This is a genomic window from Neotamlana sedimentorum (assembly GCF_000943565.1).
Taxonomy (GTDB): Bacteria; Bacteroidota; Bacteroidia; order Flavobacteriales; family Flavobacteriaceae; genus Neotamlana; species Neotamlana sedimentorum.
On sequence record NZ_JTDW01000005.1, the window covers coordinates 103,977 to 118,482 of the forward strand.

Annotated in this window: 14 protein-coding genes; 7 read left to right on the top strand and 7 right to left on the bottom strand. The window is 30.5% G+C overall.

Going from position 1 to position 14,506, the window contains the following annotated elements:
- Positions 1–36: 36 nt before the first annotated feature.
- On the bottom strand, positions 37–1,164 hold the full coding sequence (locus tag PW52_RS07630; protein ID WP_044632350.1) for a TlpA family protein disulfide reductase: 1,128 nt from the start codon (positions 1,162–1,164) through the stop codon (positions 37–39).
- 91 nt (positions 1,165–1,255) lie between these two features.
- Here PW52_RS07630 and PW52_RS07635 point away from each other — a divergent pair, with 91 nt between their 5' ends.
- The 5 genes from PW52_RS07635 to PW52_RS07650 all read left to right on the top strand — a co-directional run bounded on the left by PW52_RS07635 (position 1,256) and on the right by PW52_RS07650 (position 4,563).
- On the top strand, positions 1,256–1,963 hold the full coding sequence (locus PW52_RS07635) for a DUF4197 domain-containing protein (RefSeq protein ID WP_044632351.1): 708 nt from the start codon (positions 1,256–1,258) through the stop codon (positions 1,961–1,963).
- Between the two features lie 89 nt (positions 1,964–2,052).
- Positions 2,053–2,256 carry a Lacal_2735 family protein gene (locus PW52_RS07640; protein WP_044632352.1) on the top strand — a complete coding sequence of 68 codons (204 nt, stop codon included), beginning with the start codon at positions 2,053–2,055 and terminating at the stop codon, positions 2,254–2,256.
- Between the two features lie 86 nt (positions 2,257–2,342).
- The gene (locus PW52_RS17530; protein ID WP_165586767.1) at positions 2,343–2,489 is read left to right on the top strand and encodes a hypothetical protein; all 147 of its coding nucleotides are present in this window, start codon (positions 2,343–2,345) and stop codon (positions 2,487–2,489) included.
- A 140-nt stretch (positions 2,490–2,629) separates the two neighbouring features.
- Positions 2,630–4,168, top strand: coding sequence for a hypothetical protein (locus PW52_RS07645; protein ID WP_131453986.1), 1,539 nt, complete (start codon positions 2,630–2,632; stop codon positions 4,166–4,168).
- A complete protein-coding gene (locus PW52_RS07650; protein WP_044632354.1) occupies positions 4,150–4,563 on the top strand; it encodes a response regulator in 414 nt (137 codons plus the stop codon). The genes PW52_RS07645 and PW52_RS07650 overlap by 19 nt, the downstream gene beginning before the upstream one ends.
- Before the next feature lie 3 nt (positions 4,564–4,566).
- Here PW52_RS07650 and pyrF read toward each other — a convergent pair whose 3' ends face one another.
- The 5 genes from pyrF to PW52_RS07675 all read right to left on the bottom strand — a co-directional run bounded on the left by pyrF (position 4,567) and on the right by PW52_RS07675 (position 11,453).
- Positions 4,567–5,376, bottom strand: coding sequence for an orotidine-5'-phosphate decarboxylase (gene pyrF, locus PW52_RS07655; protein WP_044632355.1), 810 nt, complete (start codon positions 5,374–5,376; stop codon positions 4,567–4,569).
- 58 nt (positions 5,377–5,434) lie between these two features.
- Entirely contained in the window at positions 5,435–6,511 is a 1,077-nt protein-coding gene (gene prfA / locus PW52_RS07660) for a peptide chain release factor 1 (RefSeq protein WP_044632356.1), read from the bottom strand.
- Between the two features lie 457 nt (positions 6,512–6,968).
- A complete protein-coding gene (locus PW52_RS07665; RefSeq protein WP_044632357.1) occupies positions 6,969–7,940 on the bottom strand; it encodes a DUF3078 domain-containing protein in 972 nt (323 codons plus the stop codon).
- A 76-nt stretch (positions 7,941–8,016) separates the two neighbouring features.
- On the bottom strand, positions 8,017–9,195 hold the full coding sequence (locus tag PW52_RS07670; protein ID WP_044632695.1) for an AIR synthase related protein: 1,179 nt from the start codon (positions 9,193–9,195) through the stop codon (positions 8,017–8,019).
- Positions 9,196–9,266: 71 nt separating this feature from the next.
- Positions 9,267–11,453: a glutamine synthetase III family protein gene (locus PW52_RS07675; RefSeq protein WP_044632358.1), complete on the bottom strand. Its 2,187-nt coding sequence runs from the start codon at positions 11,451–11,453 to the stop codon at positions 9,267–9,269.
- A 253-nt stretch (positions 11,454–11,706) separates the two neighbouring features.
- Here PW52_RS07675 and PW52_RS07680 point away from each other — a divergent pair, with 253 nt between their 5' ends.
- Positions 11,707–12,729 (top strand): glutamine synthetase beta-grasp domain-containing protein, encoded by a 1,023-nt coding sequence (locus tag PW52_RS07680; protein ID WP_044632359.1) that lies wholly within the window; start codon positions 11,707–11,709, stop codon positions 12,727–12,729.
- Between the two features lie 226 nt (positions 12,730–12,955).
- On the opposite strand, the gene PW52_RS07685 is transcribed toward PW52_RS07680, so the two are convergent.
- A complete protein-coding gene (locus PW52_RS07685; protein ID WP_044632360.1) occupies positions 12,956–13,906 on the bottom strand; it encodes a calcium/sodium antiporter in 951 nt (316 codons plus the stop codon).
- A 239-nt stretch (positions 13,907–14,145) separates the two neighbouring features.
- Between PW52_RS07685 and PW52_RS07690 the strand changes: the two genes are divergently transcribed.
- Positions 14,146–14,505: a BlaI/MecI/CopY family transcriptional regulator gene (locus tag PW52_RS07690; protein ID WP_044632361.1), complete on the top strand. Its 360-nt coding sequence runs from the start codon at positions 14,146–14,148 to the stop codon at positions 14,503–14,505.
- Position 14,506: the final 1 nt, after the last annotated feature.

The window sequence follows — 14,506 nt, forward strand, 5'->3', positions numbered from 1 at the left end:
AATAACTCAATTTAAAGAGAGAAAAAGCACCCTTTTTTAGGGTGCTTTTTTTGTTATACTATATACTGGATAATTCATGTTTTTATTTGAAACTTGAACACCATAATCTTGAAAATTACTTACCATTAATTCATAATATTTATAATGGATTTGCCAGTCGTGTAAGGTGTCGTCTTCGTATTTATCATTTACTAGGATAGGTTTTTCAATAAGATTAGATACTTTATAAAGCATATCGTTAAATGAAACGTTATCAGCTTGAATTTCTGTATCACCTATTAAAAATTTCTGATTATTACCTTCCCAATTAAACTGAGAGGTATCCCAAAAATTAGCATTATTAAAAACAATGGTAAGAACATCTCCTTTTAACTCTTCTTGCTTTGCACTTAACTTTAAAGCTTTAAAAATAGTACGCTTCATATTTTTACTAGCCCTACTTCCTCTTGTAAACCGCATTTTGTAGCTTTTATTATCATTCTCACTAACATTTACTTGTTTATAATAAACACCATAGACGTATGACAATATTTTCTGCAAGCTCCCACTTAATTCAATATAAGAATCATTTTCGATAATTTGTATAGTTTCAAAATCACTGAAATTTTCAATAACATGACATTCAAAATCATCAAGATCTAATGCTGCTAAATTACTTGGCGCAACAGCATAAGCCTCCGTTTTAAAAAATGAATGCACATTCGTTACACTTTTATTTTTTTTTAAAAAATCTTCAAGATGTTGTTTTTTAAAATCTGCTGGGTGTCCTTCCCATAGTTTTATACCATTTGAATTAAACAAAACACCTTGTGGCAAGCTATAAATATTATACTTCTTAAAAGTTTCGCCATCAAAATCAATTCCAACCGCCAATTTAAGATTATGCTTATTTAAAAATTTTGTTACAACTTCTGGACTTTCTTGAGAAAGAGATAAAACATAAAAATTATTGGGATATTGGCTTTGTAAAGTTTCTAAATATTTGGACACGTGAATACAAGGATTACACCAAGTAGCCCAAAAATCAACAAAGTATAAAGCATTTTCTGTGCTTTTTGCTAGCTGAGACTCATTAATAATTTGAGATACCTTAACTTGACCAAAAACACTATGTAAACTGAAAAAGAAGAAAAAAACAAAATATTTGGATGCCATTAAATTCATGATATTAACTTTAACTTTATTAATAACAAATACTATGCTAAAATAGTATATAAATATTAACTTTGCACTTAGAAAATTAAACATCACTTCTATGATTCGTAAAATTTTATTAGCTTTTCTGGTATTAAACTTAACCGCATGTGCTGAATTACAGCAAGTTGTTAACCAACTTCCACAAGAAACTACTAGTTTAGGAAATGACCAAATTGCATCAGGACTAATACAAGCTTTAAATTTAGGTATTGATAAACAAGTTACCAAATTAACCCAAACCGATGGTTTTTTTAAAAATGAATTAGTAAAAATCACATTACCTGAAGAACTGCAAAAAGTTGATAAGGCATTAAGAGATATTGGATTAAGTAATTTAGCCGACGAAGGTTTAAAAGTATTAAATCGTGCTGCAGAAGACGCTGTAAAAGAAGCAACACCTATTTTTGTAGATGCAGTAAAAGGAATAACTTTCGCCGATGCCAAAAACATTTTATTGGGTAACGATGATGCGGCAACTCAATATTTAACTACAAAAACGCAAACCTCACTTTACAACAAATTTCAACCTGTAATTAATAATTCGTTTGCAAAGGTTGGTGCCGATCAAATTTGGGCAAACCTAATTACAAAATATAATAATATACCTTTTACAAATAATGTAAACCCAGATTTAACAGATTACGTTACAGGAGAAGCTTTAAATGGTGTGTATAAAATGATTGCTATTGAGGAAAAAGAAATACGTAATAATGTATCGTCTAGAACTACCGATTTACTAAAACGTGTTTTTGCATTACAGGATTAATTTCTCGTTTATTAAAAGTTGGTTTTTAAGTACATTTTTTTATTAAACTAAAAAATCGTACATTTAACTCATTAAAAACCAACAAACTAATGAATAGAATTGAATTAATACAACTTAAACTTAAAAAACTTAAGCGCAGACACCAACAACTTGTTGAACATTCCTATAATTATAAACAAAGTGATTCCGCTCTAAGCGATTTTTTCGAATTTAGAGCTATTAAGATGTCGTATAAAATTAATAGGCTAATTTTTTTGTCTGGAGAACTTAATAATAAACAATCGATTGCTTAAAGTTATCTTATTTTTTCCCTTAGAAATAACTTGTAAAAACATCCAAATCTACACTTTTATCGTAATTTAATATAAAGAACGATATCATGAATAAACATTTTTGCAAAGTAGGTAAAATTAAGCCCAATTTAAACAAACTTTTAAGTTTAAAGGAATTAGAGAATATGATTGAGAATTTTGTTGATGATGTTAGCAAAGTAGATTATAAACAAGACTTAAACCAATTGGTTTAATTTAATAATTCTCAAATCAAGTATAATTGTTTTCATATTATAATTCCTATAGGTTTATTATATTTATGTAGGTTAAAAACATTTTATGTTGAAAGAAAATTACTATATTTAGTAATTTGTTAACCTATACCGATAAACTTATGGCATATTCAGAAAAACATAATTTACGGCACCGTGCATTATTTGCATATAAACTTACAGCCGTTTTTACAATTTTAATGGCAGCTGTAAACATGTACGCTTGGTTTACGCAGCATATTAATAATTTTTTTACCGGTTATAATATAAATCCAAACGCCACTATGAAGGTGGCCACCAGCATTAGTTTTATTTTACTTGTTCTTCCTTTTTTAATAAAAAAAAAATTTATTAAGTATGTTTTAGTATTAGGCTTTTTTATCCAAATATTCCAGCTTATTGCTTATATTCTACAATTAAACACTAACGGCGTTTTTGCTTTATCTTCTCAGGCTACAATTTTAATGTTTATACTGGCTTATGCTAGTGTGTTTTTTATTTGGTCCATAAAAAAAGATGTATATTTTATTATTGCTAATTGCTTATTATATTTACTATCTTCCTTTGCTATTTTTTACTATTTGTTAGACAAAGAATCTGTAACTAAAGTAATAGGTTTTAACAGTTTAAGTTGGAATACATCTATATTATTTTTTATTAATTCAATTTCATTATTTGAAATTGCATTAATTGAAAATATAAAAAACTACGAATTTCAAATTTTACCGTTAAAAAAAACTCATCCTTACAACTATTTTCCATACTTTTTTATACTTCCAATTATCATTATATTAAGTGTTTCTATTGCTATATATTTCAATCTAATTTTACCTAACGTTGGAATTTTTATAATTTTCTTGTTTTTAAATCTAACAATACTAATGAGCATTTTTCTTTACTCATCGCGCTTTATAGATTTTTTTAAAGAAATATCAGATAAATCAAAAGCTTTACTAAAAACAAACACTCAACTAAAACTAGTAAACAATGAGTTAGGTGAAAAAAATAATTATTTAAATGATTTTGCTTCATTAACATCTCATAATTTAAGAGAACCTATAATAGCTTTAAAAGAACTTTATAATTTTTACAAAGAATTTGAACAAGACAATTCAGTTAAATTCAATAATCTTGAAACTATGTACTTAACAAATGTAAATAACTTAAACTATGGGTTAAATTTATTGACAAATTATCATGAGTTCATAAAAAATTTAGGCACAGATAAAATCAAAAAACTTAAGTTTTCTAAAAACTTAAAAAAGATTACGTCCGAGTTAGATTATTTAAGGCCAAAAAATACTATAATTAGCTACAATTTAAACTCTAACCTAAAATTACCTGAAGTGTTTGTGAAAAACTTATTCGTTAACTTATTTATTAATTCGTTTATGAATAAATTAAATGAGATTGACCTAAATATAAATATTACCACATCGCGCAAAGACAACTTTTTTAATATAATTTACACAGACAATTCTAAATTTTTAATAATAAAAAAAATTAAAAACCAATCTAAAGATAAAAACCAAAATTACAGCTTGCACTTCCTAAATTTATACATAAAAAAACTATGCGGAAAAATTAAAATATTACCACAAAAAACTATTGGCAACATTATTACCATTAAACTAGATTACTCATGCATAAAATCGCAATAATAGACGATAATTTACTCTTTAGAAAAATTACACAGCGCTTACTAATTAAATTAAATATTAAAGATTCTGCAATATTATTATTTGAAAATGGAAAATCAGCATTTAATTTTATAAAAGAGAATATTGAAACTCCCCAAATACTTCCTAAAACTATTTTATTAGATTTAAATATGCCATGTGTTAATGGTTGGCAATTTCTAGATTTAATAAAAAAATTAAACAAAAAAAAGAGCTATCAGCCAACCATACACATTGTAACCTCCTCTATTGATGATAATGATAAACGCAGAGCAAAAAAGAGTAATCAGGTAAGTAACTATTTAGTAAAACCAATAAAATTAGTGCAACTACAGAATACTTTAATTAATAATAAAGATGAAAAAATGGTTTCATAACTATTAAACAAATGCGCTCATCTCTTTTTGTATAGCCTCCGCCTTTAGTGCTGCTTCTTCTGCGAAATACTCTCCCCTTGATGCATAAATAATACCGCGTGATGAATTTATTAATAAACCTATTTGGCTGTTAAGTCCAAATTTACAAACCTCTTGTAAATTTCCTCCTTGAGCACCAACACCTGGAACTAATAAGAAACTATCTGGAATAATCTCTCTTATTTCAGCTAAATATTCGGCTTTAGTAGCTCCAACAACATACATTAAGCTCTCAGAATTTTTGTAGGTTTTAGATACCTTTAAAACCTCTTTATATAACTCATTCTCCCCTACTTGTTTTGTTTGAAAATCGAAAGCTCCTTGGTTTGACGTTAAAGCCAAAAGTATAGTATGCTTATTTTTAAATTCTAAAAAAGGCTCTACAGAGTCTTTTCCCATATATGGAGCCACAGTAACAGAATCGAAAGCTAAATCTTCAAAAAAAGCTTTGGCATACATTGTACTTGTATTACCTATATCTCCGCGTTTTGCATCTGCTATCGTAAAAATTTCAGGATAATTTTTGTTTAAGTATATAATAGTTTTCTCTAAAGCTTTCCATCCCTTTATACCATATGCCTCATAAAAAGCGGTATTGGGTTTATAGGCAACACATAAATGATGAGTGGCATCGATAATTGCTTTATTAAAAGCGAATATCGGATCTTCTTCTTTTAATAAATGTTCGGGAATTTTGTTTAAATCAACATCTAAACCAATACAAAGAAATGATTGCTTTTTTTTAATTTCTGAAACAAGTTGTGCTGTTGTCATTTTTAATATTTTCAGTAAACTATTATATAAAAAGAATCCCGCAATTGCGGGAATATATTTAAATGGTTTCGTCGCTTGCTTTTAATTTTTCTGTGTTTTCTGCAAGCATTAATTCATCTATTATTTTTTGAATGTCTCCGTTTACAATGTTTTGTAAATCGTAGAGTGTTAAACCTATTCTGTGATCGGTAACACGACCCTGTGGGTAGTTGTATGTTCTAATTTTAGCACTACGATCTCCAGATGTAACCATACTACCACGTTTAGCAGCATCTTCTTCCATTTTTTTAGCAAGCTCTAAATCGTATAATCTAGAACGTAACACCTTAAATGCTTTCTCTTTGTTTTTATGCTGCGATTTTTGGTCTTGACATTGCGCTACTAAACCTGTAGGTTCGTGCGTTAAACGTACTGCCGAATAGGTTGTATTTACCGATTGCCCACCAGGGCCAGATGAACAGAAATAATCTATTCTTACATCCTTAGGGTCTATTTCTACATCAAACTCTTCTGCTTCTGGAAACACCATACAAGTTGCTGCACTTGTATGTACACGACCTTGTGTTTCGGTTTGTGGTACACGCTGCACACGGTGCACACCGGCTTCAAACTTTAATGTACCATAAACATCTTCACCAGATACTTCGAACTGTATTTCTTTAAAGCCTCCGTTTGTACCTTCACTAAAATCTACAACATCTACACGCCAACCTTTATTTTCGCAATATTTATTATACATTCTAAATAAATCGCCTGCAAAAATACTTGCCTCGTCTCCTCCTGTTCCTGCGCGTAATTCTACTACTGCATTTTTTGAGTCTTCTGGATCTTTAGGTATTAAAAGTACTCGAATTTCTTCTTCTAATTTAGGTATACCTTCTTTAGCTTCATCATATTGCATTTTGGCCATTTCTACCATTTCTGCATCACTTCCGTCTGCTATAATTTCTTCAGCTTCAGCTAAATTATTAGTTAATTCAATATATTCTTCGCGTTTATCCATTAGAATACGTAAGTCTTTGTATTCTCTGTTTAACTCTACATAACGCTTTTGATCTGATATAATATCTGGTTGAATTATTAAATCGCTAACCTCATCAAATCGTTGTTTTACTATCTGTAACTTCTCTAACATCTATCTTCAAAAAATTGGAAATCAAAAGTACAACTTTTTATGGATTTAATTGAAGTGCAAAATAATTTTAATTGCTAAAACGTTTAATAAATTATGATACGGCAAATTACTTCCATACTAAATTATTACAAGCCAATAGCCCCTTGGTCTTTTTTAATAACTATAGTCATTACAATTATAAACCCTGTTATTCTATTGGCATTGGTTACAAAGCTGTTTTTAACCTTTTTATTATGGATAATGTTAAGCGATATAAACTTAAGAAAACACTTAAACTTTTATAAAATAAGAGGTCTCACAAATTTTAAATTTTTCTCATGTATATTTCTTATAGATAGCTTTATAACATGTAGTTTTATTACACTAATTAAAGGATTTATTTAAAACTCTATCTAAAAAAAAAACAGAAAAGAAAAGTTAAGAAAAATTTACACCAATATGTAATATGCGAGAACTACTAAAAATCTACGGCAACACCAATTCCTAAAAATTGTTTCCATTGCACTTTAGCTCCGGCCTCATCAAATTCACCCTCTACCTCAGTTGATGGCACAGTTGTTTTAACATCGTCATCGTATCGGATATGAGAACCTAAAGTTGCTTTTATGAAACTATTAACTTTAAAATCGAAATCAACACTCCAATCAATATCTATATTGCCAAAATTATTTACATAATCAGAGTATAAACTAAGTTGATTTTTAATATTTATGTTTGTTGCTACCTCTGTTTCATAGGTATTGGTAACCAAAACACCAATTTCTTTTCTTACGCGCTCTCCTGGAATTAACAGATTTCCGTTATCATCATATACTCCTGGATCAACTCCAAACGCACCAGCATTAGATAAATCTTCATCTAAAACAAATGTTGCTTTTAAAGTTACAGGAGAAAAATAAAGCGATAATTTATCAATATGCTTACCATATTCCATACCACCACCAAAAAACAAATAACCTGGAGCTAACAATCTAGAAATAGGATTATCTTTATTAGGGTAAGAATAACCATTAAACATCTGACTTTTAAAACTCATTCTAGCCGAATAAAACCAATTTGAAGTCACATCTGGTTGATATCCTAAATTTGAATTTATTTCGACTAAATCGTCAGATTTTTGTAAATCTTTAGACTGTTGTTTGTTTATACCTAATCGAACAAGAGCATTATTGCTCCAACTAAAATATTTATCAGTGTAATTTGCTTTAGTTTCGAAAGCAAACAAACCCGAAATAGAATTTGTCCCACCAGCATTCCAGTTAACAAAAGAAACCTGACTTAAATAAACCGACGCTTTATTTGTTTGATCCCATTGTGGACCTGTGTATTTTTCCTCTTTATCTTTATCTTTTTTAAATAAAAAACTAGGCTGCGCATAGGATGATATACTTACTACTAAAAAAGCAGATATGAAAATAAAATACTTCATTTGGTTTTATTTAGTTAATCTTCAAGTTACATAACTTATCAATAATCATTCCAAAAAATTAAAATTGAAACAAAATTTAATAAGTAAACTCTCCAAACTCACTTTTTATTGTAAGCTTTTTTTCTTTTGATGCTTCTACTCGTCCAATTACCTGAGCATTAACATTAAACGATTTTGATATTTCTATAATATCTGTAGCTACATCTGGAGAAACATAAAGTTCCATTCTGTGCCCGCAGTTAAATACTTGGTACATTTCTTTCCAGTTAGTATTACTTTGTTTTTGTATTAACTTAAACAAAGGCGGAATTGGAAACATATTGTCTTTTACAATATGATTTTCTTCAATAAAATGAAGAATTTTTGTTTGCGCGCCACCGGAACAATGCACCATACCATGTATAGTTTCACTATTATATTTTGCCAATATAGCTTTAATTATTGGTGCATAAGTACGTGTTGGTGATAGCACTAATTTACCCGCATTAATTGGAGAATCTTCAACCTCATCAGTTAATTTAACTTGACCAGAATACACTAAATCTTCTGGTACAGACGCATCAAAACTTTCAGGATATTTTTCGGCTAAATATTTATTAAATACATCGTGTCTTGCAGATGTTAGCCCATTACTTCCCATTCCCCCATTATATTCCGTTTCGTAAGAGGCTTGCCCAAAACTTTCTAAACCAACAATAACATCTCCAGGTTTTATGTTTGCATTGTTAATAACATCGCTTCGCTTCATTCTGGCTGTTACTGTAGAATCTACAATAATGGTTCGCACTAAATCACCTACATCGGCAGTTTCACCACCTGTAGAATGAATGGTAACATCAAACTTTTTTAATTCCGATATTAATTCTTCTGTGCCGTTAATTATTGCAGAAATTACTTCACCAGGAATTAAATTTTTATTCCTACCTATAGTTGAAGATAACATAATATTATCTGTAGCACCAACACATAATAAATCATCAATATTCATTATTAAAGCGTCTTGTGCAATACCTTTCCATACCGAAACATCTCCAGTTTCTTTCCAATACATATAAGCTAGAGATGATTTTGTTCCAGCACCATCGGCATGCATTATTAAACAGTAGTCATTATCATTGGTTAAATAATCTGGAACTATTTTACAAAATGCCTTAGGAAATAAACCTTTGTCTATATTTTTTATGGCATTGTGCACATCTTCTTTTGATGCTGAAACGCCTCGCTGTGCGTATCGTTTAGAAACTTCTTGACTCATAATGTTGTATTGAGTTGCAAATTTACTTTTTTGCATTAAAAAATCCCGCATTTTTATTACGGGATTTAATTTTATCTTGTAAATAATAATTCGCTGTATTTGGCAAGTGGCCAAATTTCGTTATCTACTAATAATTCCAAACTATCGCAATGCGTACGAATTTTTTCGAAAAAAGGTATTACTTTAAAACAATAAGCAATGGCCTTTTCTTGAACGTTTTCATTACTACTGGCAGCTTCTCTTGCTCTTATCATTTTTGTTACATTATCGTTTATACCTTCAATATGTTTTGATATTTCTTTAATTAATTTTATTTGCTCTTTAGCCAATTTCTCGAAATCATTTTCAAAAATTGCCTTTAACCCTTGTACGTTATCAATTAAAGTGTTTTGATATTTTACCGCCGTTGGTACAATTTGATTTCTTGCCATATCGCCTAAAACGATACTCTCAATTTGAATATGAGTAACGTAAGCTTCCATTTCTATTTCGTAGCGAGCTTCAGTTTCAACCTTACTCATTACTCCCATTTCTTCAAAAAGTGCTATGCTTTTATTTGTTATTTTTGCTTTAAGTGCTTCTGGTGTTGTACGGTTATTACTTAAACCTCGTTTTTTTGCTTCGTCTTCCCAGGCTTTTCCGTAACCATTGCCTTCAAATAAAATAGCTTTGGTTTCTTTTATATATTCGCGAAGTACATTAAAGATAGCTTCATCCTTTTTTAAATCTTTTTTCTCTATTAATTTATCGACTTCAATTTTAAAATCTTTTAGTTGTTTGGCTACTATCGTGTTTAAAACCGTTATTGGATTCCCGCAATTAGATAAAGAACCAACGGCTCTAAACTCAAACTTGTTTCCTGTAAAAGCAAATGGAGATGTTCGGTTTCTATCTGTATTATCGAGTAAAACATCAGGAATTTTACCAACCACATTAAGTTTTAATTCAGTTTTTTCTTGAGGGGATAATTTTCCTTTTGTAACACCCTCTAAATCAAATAAAACTTTAGATAATTGTTCTCCAATAAACACCGACATAATTGCCGGTGGAGCTTCATTGGCTCCTAGGCGATGATCGTTACTAGCAGACGCTATTGAAGCTCGCAATAATTCCTCATAATCTTTAACAGCCTTAATAGTGTTTATAAAAAAAGTTAAAAATTGTAGATTACTCATAGGTGTTTTTCCTGGCGACAATAAATTAATACCAGTATCTGTTGACAACGACCAATTATTATGCTTACCAGAGCCATTTATACCCGCGAAAGGCTTTTCGTGTAAAAGCACCTTGAAATTATGGCGTTTAGCCACTCTTCCCATAATATCCATAACGAGTGCATTATGATCTACAGCTAAATTAGCTTCTTCATAAATTGGGGCTAATTCAAATTGGTTTGGTGCAACTTCGTTATGACGGGTTTTTACTGGAATTCCTAATAAAATACACTCGTGCTCTAAATCCTTCATAAAATTAAAAGCACGTGTTGGAATAGCGCCAAAATAATGGTCGTCTAGTTGTTGCCCTTTAGCCGAAGAATGCCCTATTAAAGTCCTTCCTGTAAGCAAAATATCTGGCCTACTAGCAATTAATTCTTTATCTACTAAAAAATACTCTTGCTCCCACCCTAAAGAAGATGTAACTTTCTTAACATTTTTATCGAAATATTTACAAACATCAGTAGCTGCTTCATCAACAGCGTGTAAGGCTTTTAATAACGGTGTTTTATAATCTAAAGCTTCTCCAGTATAAGCCACAAATATCGTTGGAATACAAAGTGTTGTTCCATAAATAAATGCTGGCGAAGTTGGATCCCAAGCCGTATAACCACGAGCCTCAAAAGTATTTCGAATACCCCCACTTGGAAAACTCGAAGCATCTGGTTCCTGTTGCACTAAAGAACTACCATCAAATTTCTCTATTCCTAATCCTTTTTCTGTTAAATCGAAAAAAGCATCATGCTTTTCGGCTGTACTTCCTGTTAGTGGTTGAAACCAATGTGAATAATGAGTAACTCCCTTAGCTAAAGCCCAATCACGCATGGAAACCGCTACTTGATCAGCCACATTACGTTCAATTTTTTTACCACGCTGTATAGCATTTAATACACCTTGCATAGCATCTTTAGTAAGGTATTTAAGCATTGTATTTTCATTAAACACATTACTTGCAAAAATTTCCGAACGACGAACATTGCCATCAAACATTATAGGTTTGTTCGCTAAAGTCTTTTTTAAAGCATGAAATCGAAGTATAGACATTATTTTATATGTTTTTAGCAAAAATACACACGAAAAACTAAAAATGATTTAAAATTTAAAAATTCTTATTATCACTTTTTCAGTATTAATAAAAATAAATTAAGTTTTTTTAATATATCCCTCAAAAAAATAGGGTTTAAATAAAAATATATTGAACCTTAGCTAAAAGACCCCTATTAAATTTAGAGTCTTCACATAAAAATTTATATTTGTTGACATATAACTAACTTGATTTAATAATTAAACATACATTATGGCAAAAATTAAACTGGAATACCTTTGGTTAGATGGGTATTTTCCAACTCAAAACTTGAGAAGTAAGACAAAAGTAGAAGAGCATGAAGATTTCAAAGGAACTTTAGAAGAAATAGGAAACTGGTCTTTTGATGGTTCATCAACAAAACAGGCAGAAGGTGGATCTTCTGATTGTTTATTAGTTCCTGTAGCTATTTACCCAGATCCAGATAGAAAAGATGGTTATTTAGTAATGACTGAAGTTATGAATGCTGATGGTACGCCACACGAATCTAATGGTAGAGCTACTATTGACGATGAAGATGATGATTTCTGGTTTGGTTTCGAGCAAGAATACTTCATTATGGATACAGAAACTGGTTTACCGCTAGGTTTCCCTGTTGGTGGTTATCCTGCTCCACAAGGTATGTATTATTGTTCTGTAGGTGGAAAAAACACTCACGGAAGACATTTAGTAGAAGAGCATGCTGATTTATGTATTGCTGCTGGATTAAACTTTGAAGGTATTAACCAAGAGGTTGCTTGCGGACAATGGGAATATCAATTATTCGCTAAAGGTGCTAAAAAAGCTGGTGACGAAATTTGGATTTCAAGATACTTATTACAACGTTTAACTGAAAAATATGGTTATTACATCGAGTATCACCCAAAACCTCTAGGTAAAGATATGGACTGGAATGGTTCTGGTATGCACGCTAACTTCTCTAACTCAACTTTAAGAACTTGTGGTTCTAAAGAAACTTACGAGAAAATTTGTGAAGCGTTTAGACCTGTTGTAGACGAGCATATTGCTGTTTACGGAGAGTTTAACGACCAACGTTTAACTGGTGAGCACGAAACTGCTGCTATTACTGATTTCTCTTATGGAGTTTCTGATAGAGGTGCATCAATTCGTATTCCTTTAATTACTGTTGAAAAAGGTTACAAAGGATGGTTAGAAGACAGACGTCCTGCATCTAACGGTGACCCATACAAAATTGCTGCGGTAATTATTAAAACTGTAAAATCTGCTAAGATTTAATAAATCTGTTTATTCATAAAAAAAGCGCTTAACATTGTAAAATGTTAAGCGCTTTTTATTTTATAATGAATTTTTATAATACTTACTTGTTTTTAAATAAAACCCGAACACTTATTAATTATTTTACATTAATTATAATTGTATGAACTAATAGATTAGGACAAAAACATGTTAATACTATTATTCTATAACTTTGTAGTAACAGTAAAAATTACTACAGCTGGTATTAAAACTTATCTTTAGTAAATACTAAGAACATAAAAACACCGTAAGCTAAAACCAAAACAAAACCTTTTACTCGGCTTATTTGAAGTCTTTTAGGCAAAAATACTAACGGAATTAAAACGGCTGCAAACCCTAACATCCAGAAGAAATCGCTACTTAAAATTTGAGCTTCGGTAACAGGAATAGGCTTTACTATTGATGTTAAACCTAATACAGAAGCAATATTAAAAATATTAGAACCTATTAAATTACCTAAAGAAATGGCTTTTTCTTGCTTTGCAGCAGCAATAACAGAAGCTGCTAATTCCGGAACGCTTGTACCAATTGCTATTAATGATACACCAATAACGGCTTCGCTAACTCCAATAGAACGTGCAATAGTTTTAGAACCCTCTACCAACCATTCACTTCCAAAATATAATGCCGCTGCACCAATTAATAACCAAATTACAATTTTAAAATTTGATGTGTTTGAAAGCTTATCATCTACCTCTTCTGGTATAGCTTCTTGTTTTGCATTTTTTATTAAAATAATTAAAAACACAACTAAACCTGCAAATAAAATTCCGCCTTCTATAGCCGAAAGCAAATTGTCGTTTTTCAAGAAGTAATATAGAACAATAGAAAACAGCATCATTGCTGGCCAATTTAATTTGTAAAACGATTTATCTACTGCAATGGCACCTACCATAGCCGTTACACCTAATACCAAACCAATATTAGCAATGTTCGAGCCTACTACATTATTTATAGCTATTGCTGGAGAACCAGACATGGCCGCTTGTAAACTTACTAATAACTCTGGCGCAGAAGTTGCAAAACTTACAACCGTCATCCCAATTACCATTTTAGATATATTAAATTTAAATGATAATGCCACAGACGAACGCACTAAAAACTCGCCTCCAATTACCAAAAGCACAAAACCTAATATTACCAAAAGTAAACTCATAAAAAATATTTTTTTGCGAAGATAATTAAAGTTGAATCTAATTTGCTAAAAGTTTTTTTATAGCACCAAATAATATTAGTTAACTTAAAATTTAGTTAAATAACTATTTATATAGTTTTATAACTACAAAAATAGTTATATATTTGAATTGCGTTAGGGATTGAAGCGGCATCCTTTTTTTGAGGCACAAGAAAAAAGATATAGCGTAAAGCCCGCCCGAACGCCCAAAAACTATAATAATGGAAAAATTAACAAATAAAGAAGAAGAAGTAATGCATATTTTATGGAAGCTTGAAAAGGCTTTTGTTAAAGATGTAATGGCAGAAATTAAAAGTGAAAAACCGCATTACAACACCTTATCGACCATAATTAGAAAGCTGGAAGACAAAGGTTTTGTTGCTTATAACGCCTACGGGAAAACGCACCAGTACTACCCGATTGTTACAAAAGCGGCTTACAGACAAAAGTTTATGAATACCGCCATAAATAACTACTTTAATAATTCTTATAAAAACATGGTATCGTTTTTTGCCAAAGAAGAAAAAATAAGTATTGACGACCTTAAGGAAATTATTGCATTAATAGAAAACGAGAAATAAC